Genomic DNA, 15488 nt, shown 5'->3' with positions numbered 1-15488 from the left:
GCCGGCTATAGTTGGCAAGCCCGTCTTCGCAACGGATAATGCCCAGTTTTTCCACCTGCGCATCGAAGCGCCGCCGCGCCAGCGGTTGAAAGAGAAGACCATGAAAGACACCATTCGCCAGCTCATCCAGCAAGCCATCACCCAACTCGTCACCGAAGGTGTGTTGCCAGAAGGCCTGACGCCGGCGATCCAGGTAGAAAACTCCCGCGACAAGACCCACGGCGACTTCGCCAGCAACATCGCCATGATGCTGGCCAAGCCGGCCGGCATGAAACCACGCGACCTGGCGGAAAAGATCATCGCCGCCCTGCCCGCCGACGAACAGGTCAGCAAGGCCGAGATCGCTGGCCCCGGCTTCATCAACTTCTTCCAGAACACCCAGGCCCTGGCCACCCGCCTGGATGCCGCCTTGGCCGACGCCCACCTCGGCGTGCGCAAGGCCGGCGCATTGCAGCGCACCGTGGTCGACCTGTCGGCACCGAACCTGGCCAAAGAGATGCACGTCGGCCACCTGCGCTCAACCATCATTGGCGACGGGGTGGCGCGGGTCCTGGAGTTTCTCGGCGATACCGTGATCCGCCAGAACCATGTGGGCGACTGGGGTACCCAGTTCGGCATGCTGATGGCCTACCTGCAGGAAAACCCGATCACTAGCGACGAGCTGTCGGACCTGGAAAACTTCTACCGCGCCGCCAAGCAGCGCTTCGACGAATCCGAAGAGTTCGCCGACCGTGCCCGCGGCCTGGTGGTCAAGCTGCAGGCCGGTGACGCGGACTGCCTGGAACTGTGGACCAAGTTCAAGGACATCTCCCTGTCCCACTGCCAGAAGATCTACGAACTGCTGAACGTCAAACTGACCATGGCCGACGTGATGGGCGAAAGCGCCTACAACGACGACCTGATCAACGTGGTCAACGACCTCAAGGCCAAGGGCATGCTGGTCGAGAGCAACGGCGCCCAGTGCGTGTTCCTCGACGAGTTCAAGAACGCCGAAGGCGAGCCGCTGCCGGTGATCATCGTCAAGGCCGACGGCGGCTACCTGTACGCCACCACCGACCTGGCGGCCGTGCGCTACCGCAGCGGCAAGCTCAAGGCCGACCGCGCGCTGTACTTCGTCGACCAGCGCCAAGCCCTGCACTTCCAGCAAGTGTTCGCGGTGGCCCGCAAGGCCGGCTTCGTGACCCACCCGATGGACATGGAGCACATGGGCTTCGGCACCATGAACGGCGCCGACGGCCGTCCGTTCAAGACCCGCGATGGCGGCACAGTGAAGCTGATCGACTTGCTGACCGAAGCCGAAGAGCGCGCCTACAGCCTGGTCAAGGAAAAGAACCCGGAGCTGGCCGAGGCCGATCTGCGCAACATCGCCAAGGTGGTGGGCATCGACTCGGTGAAATACGCCGACCTGTCCAAGCACCGCACCAGCGACTACAGCTTCAACTTCGACCTGATGCTGAACTTCGAAGGCAACACCGCGCCTTACCTGCTGTACGCCTACACCCGCGCCGCCGGTGTGTTCCGCAAGCTGGGCAAGGACTTCAGCGAAGTGCAGGGGCAGATCACCCTCGAAGCCGCCCATGAGCTGGAGCTGGCGGCCAAGCTGGCGCAGTTCGGCGAAGTGCTGAACGGCGTGGCCGACAAGGGTACGCCGCACATCCTGTGCACTTACCTGTACGACGTGGCCGGGCTGTTCTCCAGCTTCTACGAGAACTGCCCGATCCTCAGTGCCGAATCGCCGACGCAGATGCAGAGCCGCTTGCGCCTCACCGAGCTGACCCGTCGTACCCTCAAGCAAGGTCTGGAATTGCTGGGCCTGAAAGTTCTGGAGCAAATGTAAGTTGGCTGCCAAGAAAAAACCTGCACCCAAGCGTGGCGCCAGCCGTTACCAAGCTCCTGCGAAGCAACCGATTCCGGGTTGGTTGTGGATGGCCATCGGCCTGGCCGTGGGCGCCTTCATCGTGTTCCTGATGAAGCTGGAGCCAGGCAAGGGCGGTGACAGCGTCAAGCGCGAGCGGCTGGAGCAACAGAAAACCACCAAGATCGCCGAGGCCAACAAGACCCCGCCGAGCCCGCAGCAACCGGTGAAGCCGAAATACGACTTCTACACCCTGCTGCCGGAATCGGAAGTGATAGTGCCGCCGGAAGCCGTGCCGGAAAAAACCCTGCCAACACCGCAGACCGCGCCGGTGGTTCCGACCACGCCGGTGACCCCGGCGGAAGCGGCGAAGATCGATACCGCGCGAGCCCAGGCCGCCCTGGCCGGCATCACCCCGCCGCCCGCACCACCGGTGGCACAGGTGGCGAAGGCCGCGCCGGTGACCAGGTTCTTCCTGCAGGCCGGTTCGTTCCGCAAGCAGACCGATGCCGACAAGGTCCGCGCGCAGATCATCCTGCTGGGGCAATCGGTGTCCGTCGAGTCCGGCACCGTCAAGGACGAGACCTGGTACCGCGTACTGGTCGGCCCGTTCAGCAACCGCGAACAGCTGACCACCGCGCAGAAGCAATTGGCCGGCGCCGGCTTCAGCAACCTGCTGTTACAACAGCGCCAGAGCCGCTAAAGCGGCTGATCGCGAGCAAGTCCGCTCCGCATCCCCTGCAGGAGCGGACTTGCCCGCGATGGCGTCCTCCCCCGGCTTCCACTCTCCCGCCAAGAAATACCGCTCGTCCCACAACCCCCAGCGCAGTTGAAAAACCCCACGTCACCCCCATATGAGTTCCCATCAGGGCATTTTCGCCCCGCAGCGTGGAGACTCTCCCCTTGACCACCATCGTTTCAGTCCGCCGCTTCGGCAAAGTCGTCATGGGCGGCGACGGCCAGGTTTCCCTCGGCAACACCGTGATGAAAGGCAACGCGAAAAAAGTTCGCCGCCTGTATCACGGCCAGGTCATCGCCGGCTTTGCCGGGGCCACCGCTGACGCCTTCACCCTGTTCGAACGCTTCGAAGGCCAGCTTGAAAAGCATCAGGGGCATCTGGTACGCGCCGCCGTCGAACTGGCCAAGGAATGGCGTACCGATCGCTCCCTCAGCCGCCTCGAAGCCATGCTCGCGGTCGCCAACAAGGACGCCTCCTTGATCATCACCGGCAACGGTGACGTGGTCGAGCCGGAAGACGGCCTGATCGCCATGGGCTCCGGCGGCGCCTACGCCCAGGCCGCGGCCAGCGCCCTGCTGAAGAAAACCGACCTGTCGGCCCGCGAAATCGTCGAAACCGCCTTGGGCATCGCCGGCGACATCTGCGTATTCACCAACCACACCCAGACCATTGAGGAGCAGGATCTCGCGGAATAAGCCTGTTTCGGCCATCGCGCCACGGCATTCATTCTTGCTTGAGGACCGCCAATTACTATGCCCATGACTCCCCGCGAAATCGTCCACGAACTCAACCGCCATATCATCGGCCAGGACGATGCCAAGCGCGCCGTCGCCATCGCGCTGCGTAACCGCTGGCGCCGCATGCAGTTGCCTGAAGAGCTGCGTGTCGAAGTGACCCCGAAGAACATCCTGATGATCGGCCCGACCGGCGTCGGCAAGACCGAGATCGCCCGGCGCCTGGCCAAGCTGGCCAACGCTCCGTTCATCAAGGTCGAAGCGACCAAGTTCACTGAAGTCGGTTATGTCGGCCGCGACGTTGAATCGATCATCCGCGACCTGGCCGATGCCGCGATCAAACTGTTCCGCGAACAGGAAATGACTCGCGTGCGCCACCGCGCCGAAGACGCCGCCGAAGAACGCATCCTCGATGCCCTGCTGCCGCCGGCGCGCATGGGTTTCAGCAACGAGGACGCCGCCCCGGCCCAGGACTCCAACACCCGCCAGCTGTTCCGCAAGCGCCTGCGCGAAGGCCAGCTGGACGACAAGGAAATCGAGATCGAAGTGGCTGAAGTCAGCGGCGTCGACATTTCCGCGCCACCGGGCATGGAAGAGATGACCAACCAGCTGCAGAGCCTCTTCGCCAACATGGGCAAGGGCCAGCGCAAGAACCGCAAGCTCAAGATCAAGGACGCGCTCAAGCTGATCCGCGACGAAGAAGCCAGCCGCCTGGTCAACGATGAAGAACTCAAGGCCAAGGCCCTGGAAGCGGTCGAACAGCACGGCATCGTGTTCATCGACGAAATCGACAAGGTTGCCAAGCGCGGTAACTCCGGTGGCGTCGACGTATCCCGCGAAGGCGTCCAGCGCGACCTGCTGCCGCTGATCGAAGGCTGCACCGTCAACACCAAGCTGGGCATGGTCAAGACCGACCACATCCTGTTCATCGCTTCCGGCGCGTTCCACCTGAGCAAGCCAAGCGACCTGGTGCCCGAGCTGCAAGGCCGCCTGCCGATCCGCGTCGAGCTCAAGGCGCTGTCGCCGGAAGACTTCGAGCGGATTCTCAGCGAGCCTCACGCCTCCCTGACCGAGCAATACCGCGAGCTGCTGAAAACCGAAGGCTTGGTCATCGAGTTCCAGGCGGACGGTATCAAGCGCCTGGCGGAGATCGCCTGGCAGGTCAACGAGAAGACCGAGAACATCGGTGCCCGTCGCCTGCACACCCTGCTCGAGCGCTTGCTCGAAGAGGTGTCGTTCAGCGCCGGCGACCTGGCCAGCGCCCACAACGAAGAGCCGATCCGCATCGACGCCGCCTACGTCAACAGCCACCTGGGCGAATTGGCGCAGAACGAAGACCTGTCCCGCTACATCCTCTAAGCGGCAAGCCATAAGCTTCAAGCTGCAAGTTGACCGCCGTCATCTTGTAGCTTGCGGCTTGCAGCTTTAAGCTGCCCCCATGACCAGACTTCCCACCGCCATCAACCTGCACAAAGCCTCGAAGACCCTGACGCTGACCTACGCGCCAGACGAGGTCTATCACCTGCCCGCCGAATTCCTGCGGGTGCACTCCCCCTCCGCCGAGGTCCAGGGCCACGGCAAACCCATCCTGCAATTTGGCAAGATCGGCGTCGGCCTGACCAAGGTCGAACCCGCCGGTCAGTACGCACTGAAATTGACCTTCGACGACGGGCATGACAGCGGCCTGTTCACCTGGGACTACCTGTACCAGTTGGCGGTGCGTCAGGACGATCTGTGGAAGGATTATCTTGCCGAACTTCAAGCAGCCGGAAAGTCCCGCGATCCAAATGAGTCTATCGTCAAGCTGATGCTCTAGATCAGACCTCTGAAGCTTTAGAGGGCATTTTCTAGATTCATCTGTTTGAATGCTGGGCTGCATGGCCAACGATTGGCCTGCTTGCGAAAAAAATTAAACTCGGGTAACCAATGGAGCTGGCAAGTTCCCTGCAGTGTTCTCTGAACAAAAAAGCAGTAATGCAGAATCAACGGTCACCCGAGCAGTAGTACCTGGCATCTTTGCTGTGTGACTACACAGCAGGTCCGGTACTCGTCTCAGGACAATGGAGCGTCGTAGATGAGTAACAAGAATAACGATGACCTGAAACGCCAAGCCTCGGAAAACACTCTGGGCCTGAATCCGGTCATCGGTTTACGTCGGAAAGATCTGCTTACCTCTGCTCGTATGGTGCTGACCCAGGCCATCAGACAACCGCTGCACAGCGCCAAACATGTGGCCCATTTCGGCGTCGAATTGAAGAACGTGATGTTCGGAAAATCGACGCTGCAGCCGGAGAGCGATGACCGTCGCTTCAACGATCCGGCCTGGAGCCAGAACCCACTGTACAAGCGTTATCTGCAAACCTACCTGGCGTGGCGCAAGGAGCTTCACGACTGGATCGGCCAGAGCAACCTCTCCGAACAGGACATCAGTCGCGGCCACTTCGTCATCAACCTGATGACCGAAGCCATGGCGCCGACCAACACCGCCGCCAACCCCGCGGCGGTCAAACGCTTCTTCGAAACCGGCGGTAAAAGCCTGCTCGATGGCCTCTCCCATCTGGCCAAGGACCTGGTGCACAACGGCGGCATGCCGAGCCAGGTCAATATGGACGCCTTCGAGATCGGCAAGAACCTGGGCACCAGTGAAGGCGCAGTGGTGTTTCGCAACGACGTGCTGGAACTGATCCAGTACCGCCCGGTGACCGAACAGGTGCACGAGCGCCCGCTGCTGGTGGTGCCGCCACAGATCAACAAGTTCTATGTCTTCGACCTCAGCCCGGACAAGAGCTTGGCGCGCTTCTGCCTGCGCAACGGCTTGCAGACCTTTATCGTCAGTTGGCGCAACCCGACCAAGGCGCAGCGCGAGTGGGGCCTGTCGACCTACATCGAAGCGCTGAAAGAAGCGGTCGACGTGGTCACCGCCATCACCGGCAGCAAGGACGTGAACATGCTCGGTGCCTGCTCCGGCGGCATCACCTGCACCGCGCTGCTGGGGCACTACGCAGCCCTGGGCGAGAAGAAGGTCAATGCCCTGACCCTGCTGGTCAGCGTGCTCGATACCACCCTCGATACCCAGGTGGCGCTGTTCGTCGACGAGCAGACCCTGGAGGCCGCCAAGCGTCACTCCTATCAGGCCGGCGTGCTGGAAGGCCGCGACATGGCCAAGGTCTTCGCCTGGATGCGGCCCAACGACTTGATCTGGAACTACTGGGTGAACAACTACCTGCTGGGCAACGAGCCGCCGGTGTTCGACATCCTGTTCTGGAACAACGACACCACCCGGTTGCCCGCGGCCTTCCACGGCGACCTGATCGAAATGTTCAAAAACAATCCGCTGATCCGCCCCAACGCACTGGAAGTGTGCGGCACGCCGATCGACCTGAAGCAGGTCACCGCCGACATCTTCTCCCTGGCCGGCACCAACGACCACATCACCCCGTGGAAGTCCTGCTACAAGTCGGCCCAGCTGTTCGGCGGCAAGGTCGAATTCGTCCTCTCCAGCAGCGGGCATATCCAGAGCATCCTCAACCCGCCAGGCAACCCCAAGTCGCGCTACATGACCAGCGAAGAGATGCCGGCCAGCGCCGACCTCTGGCAGGAAAACTCGACCAAGCACACCGACTCCTGGTGGCTGCACTGGCAGGCCTGGCAGGCGGAGCGTTCGGGCAAACTGAAAAAGACGCCGAGCATTCTCGGCAACAAGGCGTATCCAGCGGCCGAGGCGGCGCCGGGTACTTATGTTCATGAACGTTAGCCGATAGCAAGCCTGTAGGATCGGGCCGCTTGCGAGCATGCTGCTGCGCAAGCGACTCTCCCCTACAGGCAACGATTCCACCAACAGGGCCAAGGCATGCCTCAACCGTTCATCTTTCGCACCGTCGACCTGGATGGCCAGACCATCCGCACCGCGGTACGCCCAGGCAAGCCTCACTTGACACCCTTGCTGATCTTCAATGGTATCGGCGCCAACCTGGAGCTGGTGTTTCCATTCGTCCAGGCTCTGGACCCGGACCTGGAAGTCATCGCCTTCGACGTACCGGGCGTGGGTGGCTCCTCGACGCCAAGCCGCCCCTACCGGTTTCCCGGCCTGGCCAAGCTGACCGCGCGCATGCTCGATTACCTCGACTATGGGCAGGTCAATGTGGTCGGGGTGTCCTGGGGCGGGGCACTGGCCCAGCAGTTCGCCTACGACTACCCCGAACGCTGCAAGAAACTGGTGCTGGCCGCCACCGCCGCAGGCGCCTTCATGGTGCCGGGCAAACCCAAGGTGCTGTGGATGATGGCCAGCCCGCGGCGCTACATCCAGCCCTCCCATGTGATCCGCATCGCCCCCCTGATCTACGGCGGCTCGTTCCGCCGTGATCCCAACCTCGCCGCCGAACATGCCAGCAAGGTCCGCTCGGCGGGCAAGCTGGGCTACTACTGGCAATTGTTCGCCGGCCTCGGCTGGACCAGCATCCACTGGCTGCACAAGATCCACCAGCCGACCCTGGTGCTGGCCGGCGACGACGACCCGCTGATCCCGCTGATCAACATGCGCATGCTGGCGTGGCGAATTCCCAATGCCCAGCTACACATCATCGACGACGGGCATCTGTTCCTGATTACCCGGGCCGAGGCCGTGGCGCCGATCATCATGAAATTCCTCGAGGAGGAACGGCAACGGGCAGTGATGCACCCGCATCCGACGCCGTTCAGCGGTACGTAGCAAAAAGCGTCTGCCGACAGGATCGTCGCGCGCAGGATGGTTCAGGACCGACTATGGTGTTTGTCTTGGTGTGCTTGTTGATGGCTTGACGAAGGAGTGTTGAAGCATGCGAGACAAACCAACGGCGGGCTCGTTGCCCACGCCCGCCACCTACATCACTGCCCAGAGCGCCATCACCGGCCTGCGTGGCCGTGACTTGTTGTCGACTCTGCGCAGCGTGGCCACTTATGGCCTGCGCAACCCGGTGCACAGCGCCCGCCATGCCTTGGCGCTAGGTGGCCAATTGGGCCGTGTACTACTGGGCGAAACACTGCACAAACCCAACCCCCAGGACAGCCGGTTCGCCGATCCGACCTGGAGCCTGAACCCGTTTTACCGACGCGGCCTGCAGGCCTATCTCAGTTGGCAGAAGCAAATCAAAAACTGGATCGACGACAGCGGCATGAGCACGGACGACCGGGCCCGCGCGCACTTTGCCTTCAACCTGCTCAACGATGCGGTGGCACCGTCCAACACCCTGCTCAATCCGCTGGCGATCAAGGAAATCTTCAACTCCGGCGGCAACAGCGTGATCCGCGGCATCGGTCATCTGGTCGACGACCTGCTGCATAACAACGGCCTGCCCAGCCAGGTCACCAAACAGGCCTTCGAGGTCGGCAGGAGCCTGGCCACCACCCCCGGTTCGGTGGTGTTTCGCAACGAGCTGCTGGAACTGATCCAGTACAAGCCGATGAGCGAAAAACAGTACGCCCGGCCCTTGCTGATAGTGCCGCCGCAGATCAACAAGTTCTATATCTTCGACCTCAGCCCCACCAACAGCTTCGTGCAGTTCGCCCTGAAAAACGGCCTGCAGACCTTCATCATCAGCTGGCGCAACCCCGATGTCCGGCATCGTGAATGGGGCCTGTCGAGCTATGTCGAGGCCGTGGAGGAAGCCATGAATGCCTGCCGGGCGATCACCGGCAGCCGTGACGTGAACCTGATGGGTGCCTGTGCCGGCGGCCTGACCATTGCCGCCCTGCAAGGCCACCTGCAAGCCAAGCGGCAACTGCGTCGGGTCTCCAGCTCCACCTACCTGGTCAGCCTGCTGGATAGCCAGCTGGACAGCCCGGCGACCCTGTTCGCCGACGAACAGACCCTGGAGGCAGCCAAGCGCCGCTCCTATCAACGCGGCGTGCTTGACGGTCGCGACATGGCCAAGGTGTTCGCCTGGATGCGGCCCAACGACCTGATCTGGAATTACTGGGTCAACAACTACTTGCTGGGCAAAGAGCCGCCGGCATTCGACATCCTCTACTGGAACAACGACAACACCCGGCTGCCGGCTGCCTTTCATGGCGATCTGCTGGACTTCTTCAAGCACAACCCGATGAGTCATCCCGGGGGCCTGGAAGTGTGCGGCACGCCAATCGACCTGCAAAAGGTCACGGTCGACAGCTTCAGCGTCGCCGGCATCAACGACCACATCACCCCCTGGGATGCGGTGTATCGCTCAACCCTGCTGCTGGGCGGCGACAAGCGCTTCGTGCTGTCCAACAGCGGGCATGTGCAGAGCATCCTCAACCCGCCGAGCAACCCCAAGGCCAACTACGTCGAAAACGGCAAGCTCAGCAGCGACCCGCGAGCCTGGTACTACGACGCCAAGCACGTCGACGGCAGTTGGTGGACGCAATGGCTGGAGTGGATCCAGCAGCGTTCCGGCGCCCAGCGCGAAACCCTGATGACCCTGGGTAACCAGAATTACCCACCGATGGAGGCGGCGCCTGGCACCTACGTGCGCGTCCGCTGAATTTCCCCGCGCCGCGGCCCGAGGGTCGCGGCCTGACTGAACAACCAAGAAGACTGGATGAAAACCCGCGACCGGATACTCGAATGTGCCCTGCTGCTGTTCAATCACAAGGGCGAACCCAATGTCTCGACCATGGAAGTTGCCAACGAAATGGGGATCAGCCCCGGCAACCTCTACTACCACTTTCACGGCAAGGAGCCGCTGGTCCTCGGGTTGTTCGAGCGCTTTCAGAATGAGCTGGCGCCCCTGCTCGATCCGCCCGCCGATGTGCACCTGGCCCCCGAAGACTACTGGCTGTTCCTGCACCTGATCGTCGAGCGCCTGGCGCACTACCGCTTCCTGTTCCAGGACCTGTCCAACCTGGCCGGACGCCTGCCGAAGCTGGCCAAGGGAATTCGCAACCTGCTCAACGCCCTGAAGCGCACCCTGGCCTCGCTGCTGGCCAGGCTCAAGGCTTCAGGTCAACTGGTCAGCGATACCCAGGCACTGGGGCAACTGGTGGAACAGATCACCATGACCCTGCTGTTCTCGCTGGACTATCAGCGCATTCTCGATCGCGAGGGCGAGGTACGGGTGGTGGTCTACCAGATCATGATGCTGGTGGCGCCGCACCTGTTGCCACCGGCGAAACTGGCCACCGAGCAGATGGCCCTGCGTTACCTCGACGAGCACGATTGACCGGCGTCGCAAGAGCCCCACGAACAAAAACGCCCGACCTTTGCAGGCCGGGCGTTTTTGTATGCCCCGAAAAACTCAGGACTGACTGGTTGGCGTCGCGGGTGCTGGCGCGGCAGTCGGGGTGACGGCAGGGGTTGGCGCCACTGCGGAGTTCGCAGGGCTGACCGGTGCTGCCGGCTTGGCGGCAATCGCAGGCTTCGGTGCAGCGGCCTTGGGTGCTGCCGGTTTCTTCACTGCTGGTTTCTTCGCCACCGGTTTCGCAGCGGGCTTGGCCGCTGGTTTTGCCGCTGGCTTGGCGGCTACCGGCTTGGCGGCAGGTTTTGCAGCCGGCTTGGCCGCCGCAGTTTTGGCTGCCGGTTTCGCGGCAGGCTTGGCTGCTGCCTTGGCTGCCGGCTTGGCCGCTGCTTTAGCCAGAGGCTTGGCCGCCGGTTTGGCCGCTGCAGTCTTGGCCGCGATCGGAGCCACCTTGGCGCCTGTGAGTTTTTCGATCTGTTTGGTCAGGGTGTCGACCTTGCTGTGCAGCGCCTTGACTTCATTGCGGCTAGGCACGCCCAGACGCGAAATGGCGCTGTTCAAGCGTTTGTCGAATGCACCTTCCAGCTCGTCCCACTTGCCCAGCGCGCGGTCCTTGACGCCACTGATGCGCGATTTTGCCGAGCTCGCGGAGTCCTTGGCGGCGTCGACTTTCTTACCGACAGCGCTTTTGGTGAGCTTCTCGGCTTTCTCGCCATCCTTGACCAGCGACTCGAAAAGCTTGCTGCCGTCAGTGTCGATTTTCGAGTACACGCCTAAACCAGCAAGCCAGATTTTACGGGAGTAGTCTTCGACCTTCCCGATCCACGAGCTGCCTTCTTTTTCAGTATTCTTTTTACCAGCCATCCCGTTCTCCTTAATGTTTACGCGCGACACGTTCGAGCAATGCCGTCAGCTCATCGAGCTTAGCAGAGAGTGTCTCAACGTCATGTTTAGACGGAATGCCGATGCGATTCAAGGCACTTGCGACGCGCGTGTCAAAAGCCTTCTCGACTTTATCCAGTTGCACTTCGACTTTGCCTCTGAGACTGGTGACATCCCCCTTCACACTATCAATCTGACTGTTGGCGGCCTCAAGTTGTTCAGTCACAACTTTTTTGCCTTTCTTTTCAACAGTTTGACCAGCCTTAACGAGCTCTTGAAAGTACTCGCTGCCCTCTTGGCCAACCTTGGTGTAGGCACCCAGGCCTGCCAGCCAGATCTTGCGGGCATAGGATTTGACTTCACTCAGAGTGGTTGATGCGGCATCAACTTTTTTCTTCAGAATTACTTTGGCCATAGTGCACCTCACGCGCAGAAGGTTTGAGGAACTGCCCGCAGGAAAGTGGGCTCAGGCACAAAGTAGTGAGAAAAATTAGAATCGGCACCCTAACCAATGTCATAAAAGAGTGGACGATTATTGGAAAAGCCAGCTCGCCAACGATGCTTTCCCAGGCGTCATGACAACACCCGAAATCGCCGGCAAGCCGACTTCCGCGAAAGCGCCTCAGACCAGGGCTTTATCCAGCGCCTTTTCGATTTCCGACTTGATCATGCCGCTCATGGCGGACATCAACAGGCCCAGCTCGACATCGACCCTGATCGAATCGTCGCCCACCTGCACCGCACCTTTGACCCCCGAACGCTTGAGGTTCAGGGTATCGCCCGACCACTGCGGCTCCAGGCCATACTGATCGGCCAGTTTCTGCGCCAACTGGTCAGCCTTTTCGCGGGCTGCCTCCTTACCCAGGCCGTGGGCACGCTCAACACTTATACGGGCCATTGAATGACTCCTGATTTATCGGGACTTGCCTTGAGCGTCTTGAGCTGCGCTGCGTCAAAACGCCCCGGCGCTTCACTATCTTACATTCAGCCTTGCCAAGACAAAGACCGCCACCGGGATTAGAATGTCCCGCATTCTCTTTTGGTGACAGCGATATGACTGATCAGCGCAAAGGCAGCGATGCCGAACCCACCACTCACTTCGGCTTCAAAAACGTTCCGGAAAGCCAGAAGGCGGAAAAAGTCGCTGAGGTGTTCCACTCGGTAGCCGCCAAGTACGACCTGATGAACGACGTACTGTCCGGTGGCATGCATCGCCTGTGGAAACGCTTCACGATCGAATTGTCCGGCGTTCGCCCCGGCAATCGGGTGCTGGACATCGCCGGCGGCACCGGTGACCTGACCCGCAAGTTTTCCCATCTGGTGGGCCCTACCGGCCAGGTGGTTCTGGCCGACATCAACGCCTCCATGCTCAAGGTCGGTCGCGACCGCCTGCTCGACAAGGGCGTGGCCGGCAACATCGAATTCGTTCAGGCCGACGCGGAAAAACTGCCGTTCCCGGACAACCATTTCGACGTCGTGACCATCGCCTTTGGCCTGCGCAACGTGACCCACAAGGAAGATGCCCTGCGCTCGATGCTACGGGTACTCAAGCCCGGTGGCCGCCTGCTGGTGCTGGAATTCTCCAAACCGACCAACGCGCTGATGTCCAAGGTCTACGACGCCTACTCGTTCGCCTTCATGCCACTGGCCGGCAAGCTGATCACCAACGACTCGGAAAGCTATCGCTACCTGGCCGAATCGATCCGCATGCACCCCAACCAGGAAACCCTGAAGTCGATGATGGTCGAGGCCGGTTTCGATCGCGTGACCTACCACAACATGACCGCGGGCATCGTCGCCCTGCACCGCGGCATCAAACCCTGATGTTGTTCAGCGGCCTGCTCGCCAGCGTCGAACACGGCCTCAACCGTGTACTGCGTCTCGACAGCACGGTTTTGCCACGCTTGCAGCCTTTGAACGGCAAGGTCATTGCCGTCGATTGCCGCAGCCCGAGCGTGCAGTTGTTCGTCATTCCCGGCGATGAGGGCTTGACCCTCGCCACGCATTGGGCCGCCGACGCCGACTGCACCCTGCGGGCGCCGGCCTCGAGCCTGGTGCGCCTGGCCCTGAGCCAGGACAAGACCGCGGTGCTGCACGGTCCCGAGGTCGAGCTGGAAGGCGACAGCGGCGTGCTGCTGGAGCTGGCGGCCGTCCTCCAGGACCTGGAGCTGGACTGGGAATACGAACTCTCGCGCTGGCTCGGCCCGGTGGCCACCCAGCTGTTCAGCGGCCATATCCGTAGCCGCGCGCGCTGGTATCGCCAGGGTTTCGCCAGCCTGAACCAGAACCTTGCCGAATACCTGGCCGAAGAGTCGCGCACCCTGGTAGGCCAGCGCGAAGCCGAAGCCCGTTTCAGCGAACTGGACCGGGTCAAGCTCGACCTGGAACGCCTCGAGGCGCGCTTCGAGCGCCTTTCCCGATCCCTTGACCCAAGCGATAACGCATGAAGCTGCTTGCCGTCCGCCGTTTGTTGCGCATCCAGCGCGTCGTGATCCGCTACCGCCTCGATGACCTGCTGTTCGCCCTGCCGCTGCCCTGGTTCCTCCTGGCGCTGCGCTACGCCTTGCCCTGGCGCTGGTTCCCGCGCAAGCCACTGAAGCTGAGCCGCGGCGCACGCCTGCGCCTGGCCTTGCAGGACCTGGGACCGATCTTCATCAAGTTCGGGCAGATTCTCTCGACCCGCCGCGACCTGCTGCCCGAAGACATCGCCGACGAGCTGATGCTGCTGCAGGACCGCGTACCGCCCTTCGACTCGAAGAAGTCGGTGGCGCTGATCGAGGAGCAACTGGGCAAGAAAATCAGCGAGGTGTTCAGCCGCTTCGATATCGAGCCCCTGGCCTCCGCCTCGGTGGCGCAAGTCCATGCCGCCCAGCTCAAGAGCGGCGAAGAAGTGGTGGTCAAGGTCATCCGCCCGGGTCTCAAGCCGGTCATCGCACAGGATCTGGCCTGGCTGTTCATCCTCGCCCGCGCCGCCGAGAAGGTCTCGGCCGACGCCCGCCTGCTGCACCCGGTGGACGTGGTCAGTGACTACGAAAAGACCATCTACGACGAACTCGACCTGTTGCGCGAAGCGGCCAACGCCAGCCAGCTCAAGCGCAACTTCGAAGGCTCGCCATTGCTCTACGTGCCGCAGGTCTACTGGGACTGGTGCCGGCCGAAAGTGCTGGTCATGGAACGCATCTACGGGATCCAGGTGACCGACCTGGCCACCCTCGCCGACCAGCGCACCGACATGAAAATGCTCGCCGAGCGCGGCGTGGAGATCTTCTTCACCCAGGTGTTCCGCGACAGTTTCTTCCACGCCGACATGCACCCGGGCAACATCTTCGTCAGCACCGTGCAGCCCTGGAGCCCGCAGTACATTGCCATCGACTGCGGCATCGTCGGCAGCCTGACCCCGGAAGACCAGGACTACCTGGCCCGCAACCTGTTCGCGTTCTTCAAGCGCGATTACCGGCGCGTGGCGCAGTTGCACATCGATTCGGGCTGGGTGCCGGCAGAGACCAAACTCAACGAATTCGAAGCGGCGATCCGTACCGTTTGCGAGCCGATCTTCGAAAAACCGTTAAAGGATATTTCCTTCGGCCAGGTGCTGATGCGCCTGTTCCAGACCGCTCGCCGCTTCAACATGGAAGTGCAGCCGCAGCTGGTGCTGCTGCAAAAGACCCTGCTGAACATCGAAGGCCTGGGCCGCCAGCTGTACCCGGAGCTGGACCTGTGGAACACCGCCCAGCCGTTCCTCGAACGCTGGATGCGCGAGCGCGTCAGCCCGAAAGCCTTGCTGGGCAACCTGCACAGCCAGGTCGAGCAACTGCCGCACCTGGCCAACATGACCCGCGACCTGCTCGAACGCATGTCCCAGCCCCATGCCCAGGACCCTTCGCAGCCCTGGAAACGGCGCAAGGACGACTGGTTCCTGCGTCTTCTCGGCGCGGCGCACCTGGGCGGTGGCGCGATCCTCGCGGCCGGCGGACCGCTGAACGGGCTGGGTCACTGGCCGGCTGGAATCATGATTGCCGTGGGCTTGTATCTGGTCGTGCGCCGATAGCCAGCCGGGCTAGCGGCTGGCACACTGTTTCCCATCGCCG

The 15488-nt window shown here is 61.9% G+C and carries 15 protein-coding genes; 12 read left to right on the top strand and 3 right to left on the bottom strand.

Translation table 11 applies throughout. The annotated features are described in order from the left end of the window. Nucleotides 1–100: 100 nt before the first annotated feature. From argS to AC07PQ_RS13615, 9 genes are all read left to right on the top strand, one after another. Complete coding sequence (gene argS, locus AC07PQ_RS13655) at nucleotides 101–1837, top strand: arginine--tRNA ligase (RefSeq protein WP_007925862.1); 1737 nt, start codon at nucleotides 101–103, stop codon at nucleotides 1835–1837. Nucleotide 1838: 1 nt separating this feature from the next. After that, complete coding sequence (locus AC07PQ_RS13650) at nucleotides 1839–2558, top strand: SPOR domain-containing protein (RefSeq protein ID WP_007925864.1); 720 nt, start codon at nucleotides 1839–1841, stop codon at nucleotides 2556–2558. A 200-nt stretch (nucleotides 2559–2758) separates the two neighbouring features. Next, the gene (gene hslV / locus AC07PQ_RS13645; protein WP_007925866.1) at nucleotides 2759–3289 is read left to right on the top strand and encodes an ATP-dependent protease subunit HslV; all 531 of its coding nucleotides are present in this window, start codon (nucleotides 2759–2761) and stop codon (nucleotides 3287–3289) included. A 57-nt stretch (nucleotides 3290–3346) separates the two neighbouring features. Then, nucleotides 3347–4687, top strand: a complete 1341-nt coding sequence (gene hslU, locus AC07PQ_RS13640) for an ATP-dependent protease ATPase subunit HslU (RefSeq protein WP_007925868.1) — start codon at nucleotides 3347–3349, stop codon at nucleotides 4685–4687. Nucleotides 4688–4766: 79 nt separating this feature from the next. Further along, complete coding sequence (locus AC07PQ_RS13635) at nucleotides 4767–5144, top strand: gamma-butyrobetaine hydroxylase family protein (RefSeq protein ID WP_007925870.1); 378 nt, start codon at nucleotides 4767–4769, stop codon at nucleotides 5142–5144. Between the two features lie 258 nt (nucleotides 5145–5402). Continuing rightward, nucleotides 5403–7082 carry a class II poly(R)-hydroxyalkanoic acid synthase gene (phaC, locus tag AC07PQ_RS13630; RefSeq protein WP_007925871.1) on the top strand — a complete coding sequence of 560 codons (1680 nt, stop codon included), beginning with the start codon at nucleotides 5403–5405 and terminating at the stop codon, nucleotides 7080–7082. A 96-nt stretch (nucleotides 7083–7178) separates the two neighbouring features. Further along, nucleotides 7179–8036, top strand: a complete 858-nt coding sequence (gene phaZ, locus AC07PQ_RS13625; protein WP_007925872.1) for a poly(3-hydroxyalkanoate) depolymerase — start codon at nucleotides 7179–7181, stop codon at nucleotides 8034–8036. A gap of 106 nt (nucleotides 8037–8142) precedes the next feature. Next, nucleotides 8143–9825, top strand: a complete 1683-nt coding sequence (phaC, locus tag AC07PQ_RS13620) for a class II poly(R)-hydroxyalkanoic acid synthase (RefSeq protein WP_493185699.1) — start codon at nucleotides 8143–8145, stop codon at nucleotides 9823–9825. A 57-nt stretch (nucleotides 9826–9882) separates the two neighbouring features. Continuing rightward, nucleotides 9883–10503: a TetR/AcrR family transcriptional regulator gene (locus AC07PQ_RS13615; RefSeq protein ID WP_053259349.1), complete on the top strand. Its 621-nt coding sequence runs from the start codon at nucleotides 9883–9885 to the stop codon at nucleotides 10501–10503. A gap of 75 nt (nucleotides 10504–10578) precedes the next feature. Here AC07PQ_RS13615 and AC07PQ_RS13610 read toward each other — a convergent pair whose 3' ends face one another. The 3 genes from AC07PQ_RS13610 to AC07PQ_RS13600 all read right to left on the bottom strand — a co-directional run bounded on the left by AC07PQ_RS13610 (nucleotide 10579) and on the right by AC07PQ_RS13600 (nucleotide 12298). After that, nucleotides 10579–11382: a phasin family protein gene (locus AC07PQ_RS13610; protein WP_493185698.1), complete on the bottom strand. Its 804-nt coding sequence runs from the start codon at nucleotides 11380–11382 to the stop codon at nucleotides 10579–10581. Nucleotides 11383–11392: 10 nt separating this feature from the next. Further along, complete coding sequence (locus tag AC07PQ_RS13605) at nucleotides 11393–11815, bottom strand: phasin family protein (protein WP_007925877.1); 423 nt, start codon at nucleotides 11813–11815, stop codon at nucleotides 11393–11395. Between the two features lie 207 nt (nucleotides 11816–12022). Then, nucleotides 12023–12298 carry a polyhydroxyalkanoic acid system family protein gene (locus AC07PQ_RS13600; RefSeq protein WP_007925878.1) on the bottom strand — a complete coding sequence of 92 codons (276 nt, stop codon included), beginning with the start codon at nucleotides 12296–12298 and terminating at the stop codon, nucleotides 12023–12025. A gap of 155 nt (nucleotides 12299–12453) precedes the next feature. Between AC07PQ_RS13600 and ubiE the strand changes: the two genes are divergently transcribed. From ubiE to ubiB, 3 genes are read left to right on the top strand one after another with little or no spacing between them, the layout of a single operon-like run. Continuing rightward, nucleotides 12454–13224, top strand: a complete 771-nt coding sequence (gene ubiE, locus AC07PQ_RS13595; RefSeq protein ID WP_007925879.1) for a bifunctional demethylmenaquinone methyltransferase/2-methoxy-6-polyprenyl-1,4-benzoquinol methylase UbiE — start codon at nucleotides 12454–12456, stop codon at nucleotides 13222–13224. Further along, nucleotides 13224–13847: a ubiquinone biosynthesis accessory factor UbiJ gene (locus tag AC07PQ_RS13590; protein ID WP_493185697.1), complete on the top strand. Its 624-nt coding sequence runs from the start codon at nucleotides 13224–13226 to the stop codon at nucleotides 13845–13847. Before ubiE ends, AC07PQ_RS13590 begins: the two co-directional genes overlap by 1 nt. Continuing rightward, a complete protein-coding gene (gene ubiB / locus AC07PQ_RS13585) occupies nucleotides 13844–15448 on the top strand; it encodes a ubiquinone biosynthesis regulatory protein kinase UbiB (RefSeq protein ID WP_493185696.1) in 1605 nt (534 codons plus the stop codon). The genes AC07PQ_RS13590 and ubiB overlap by 4 nt, the downstream gene beginning before the upstream one ends. Nucleotides 15449–15488 lie beyond the last annotated feature (40 nt).

It is taken from the genome of Pseudomonas sp. GW821-FHT09E12 (genome assembly GCF_059416085.1).
The sequence above is the reverse complement of the archived record's forward strand: the minus strand, read 5'-3'. Positions and strand labels throughout refer to the sequence as shown.

What these genes read in the sequence shown, in the direction of transcription:
- argS (WP_007925862.1), top strand. Translation starts at nt 101, where the DNA reads ATGAAAGACACCATTCGCCAGCTCATCCAGCAAGCCATCACCCAACTC.
- hslU (WP_007925868.1), top strand. Translation starts at nt 3,347, where the DNA reads ATGCCCATGACTCCCCGCGAAATCGTCCACGAACTCAACCGCCATATC.
- AC07PQ_RS13635 (WP_007925870.1), top strand. Translation starts at nt 4,767, where the DNA reads ATGACCAGACTTCCCACCGCCATCAACCTGCACAAAGCCTCGAAGACC.
- phaC (WP_007925871.1), top strand. Translation starts at nt 5,403, where the DNA reads ATGAGTAACAAGAATAACGATGACCTGAAACGCCAAGCCTCGGAAAAC.
- phaZ (WP_007925872.1), top strand. Translation starts at nt 7,179, where the DNA reads ATGCCTCAACCGTTCATCTTTCGCACCGTCGACCTGGATGGCCAGACC.
- phaC (WP_493185699.1), top strand. Translation starts at nt 8,143, where the DNA reads ATGCGAGACAAACCAACGGCGGGCTCGTTGCCCACGCCCGCCACCTAC.
- AC07PQ_RS13615 (WP_053259349.1), top strand. Translation starts at nt 9,883, where the DNA reads ATGAAAACCCGCGACCGGATACTCGAATGTGCCCTGCTGCTGTTCAAT.
- AC07PQ_RS13610 (WP_493185698.1), bottom strand. Translation starts at nt 11,382, where the DNA reads ATGGCTGGTAAAAAGAATACTGAAAAAGAAGGCAGCTCGTGGATCGGG.
- AC07PQ_RS13605 (WP_007925877.1), bottom strand. Translation starts at nt 11,815, where the DNA reads ATGGCCAAAGTAATTCTGAAGAAAAAAGTTGATGCCGCATCAACCACT.
- AC07PQ_RS13600 (WP_007925878.1), bottom strand. Translation starts at nt 12,298, where the DNA reads ATGGCCCGTATAAGTGTTGAGCGTGCCCACGGCCTGGGTAAGGAGGCA.
- ubiE (WP_007925879.1), top strand. Translation starts at nt 12,454, where the DNA reads ATGACTGATCAGCGCAAAGGCAGCGATGCCGAACCCACCACTCACTTC.
- AC07PQ_RS13590 (WP_493185697.1), top strand. Translation starts at nt 13,224, where the DNA reads ATGTTGTTCAGCGGCCTGCTCGCCAGCGTCGAACACGGCCTCAACCGT.
- ubiB (WP_493185696.1), top strand. Translation starts at nt 13,844, where the DNA reads ATGAAGCTGCTTGCCGTCCGCCGTTTGTTGCGCATCCAGCGCGTCGTG.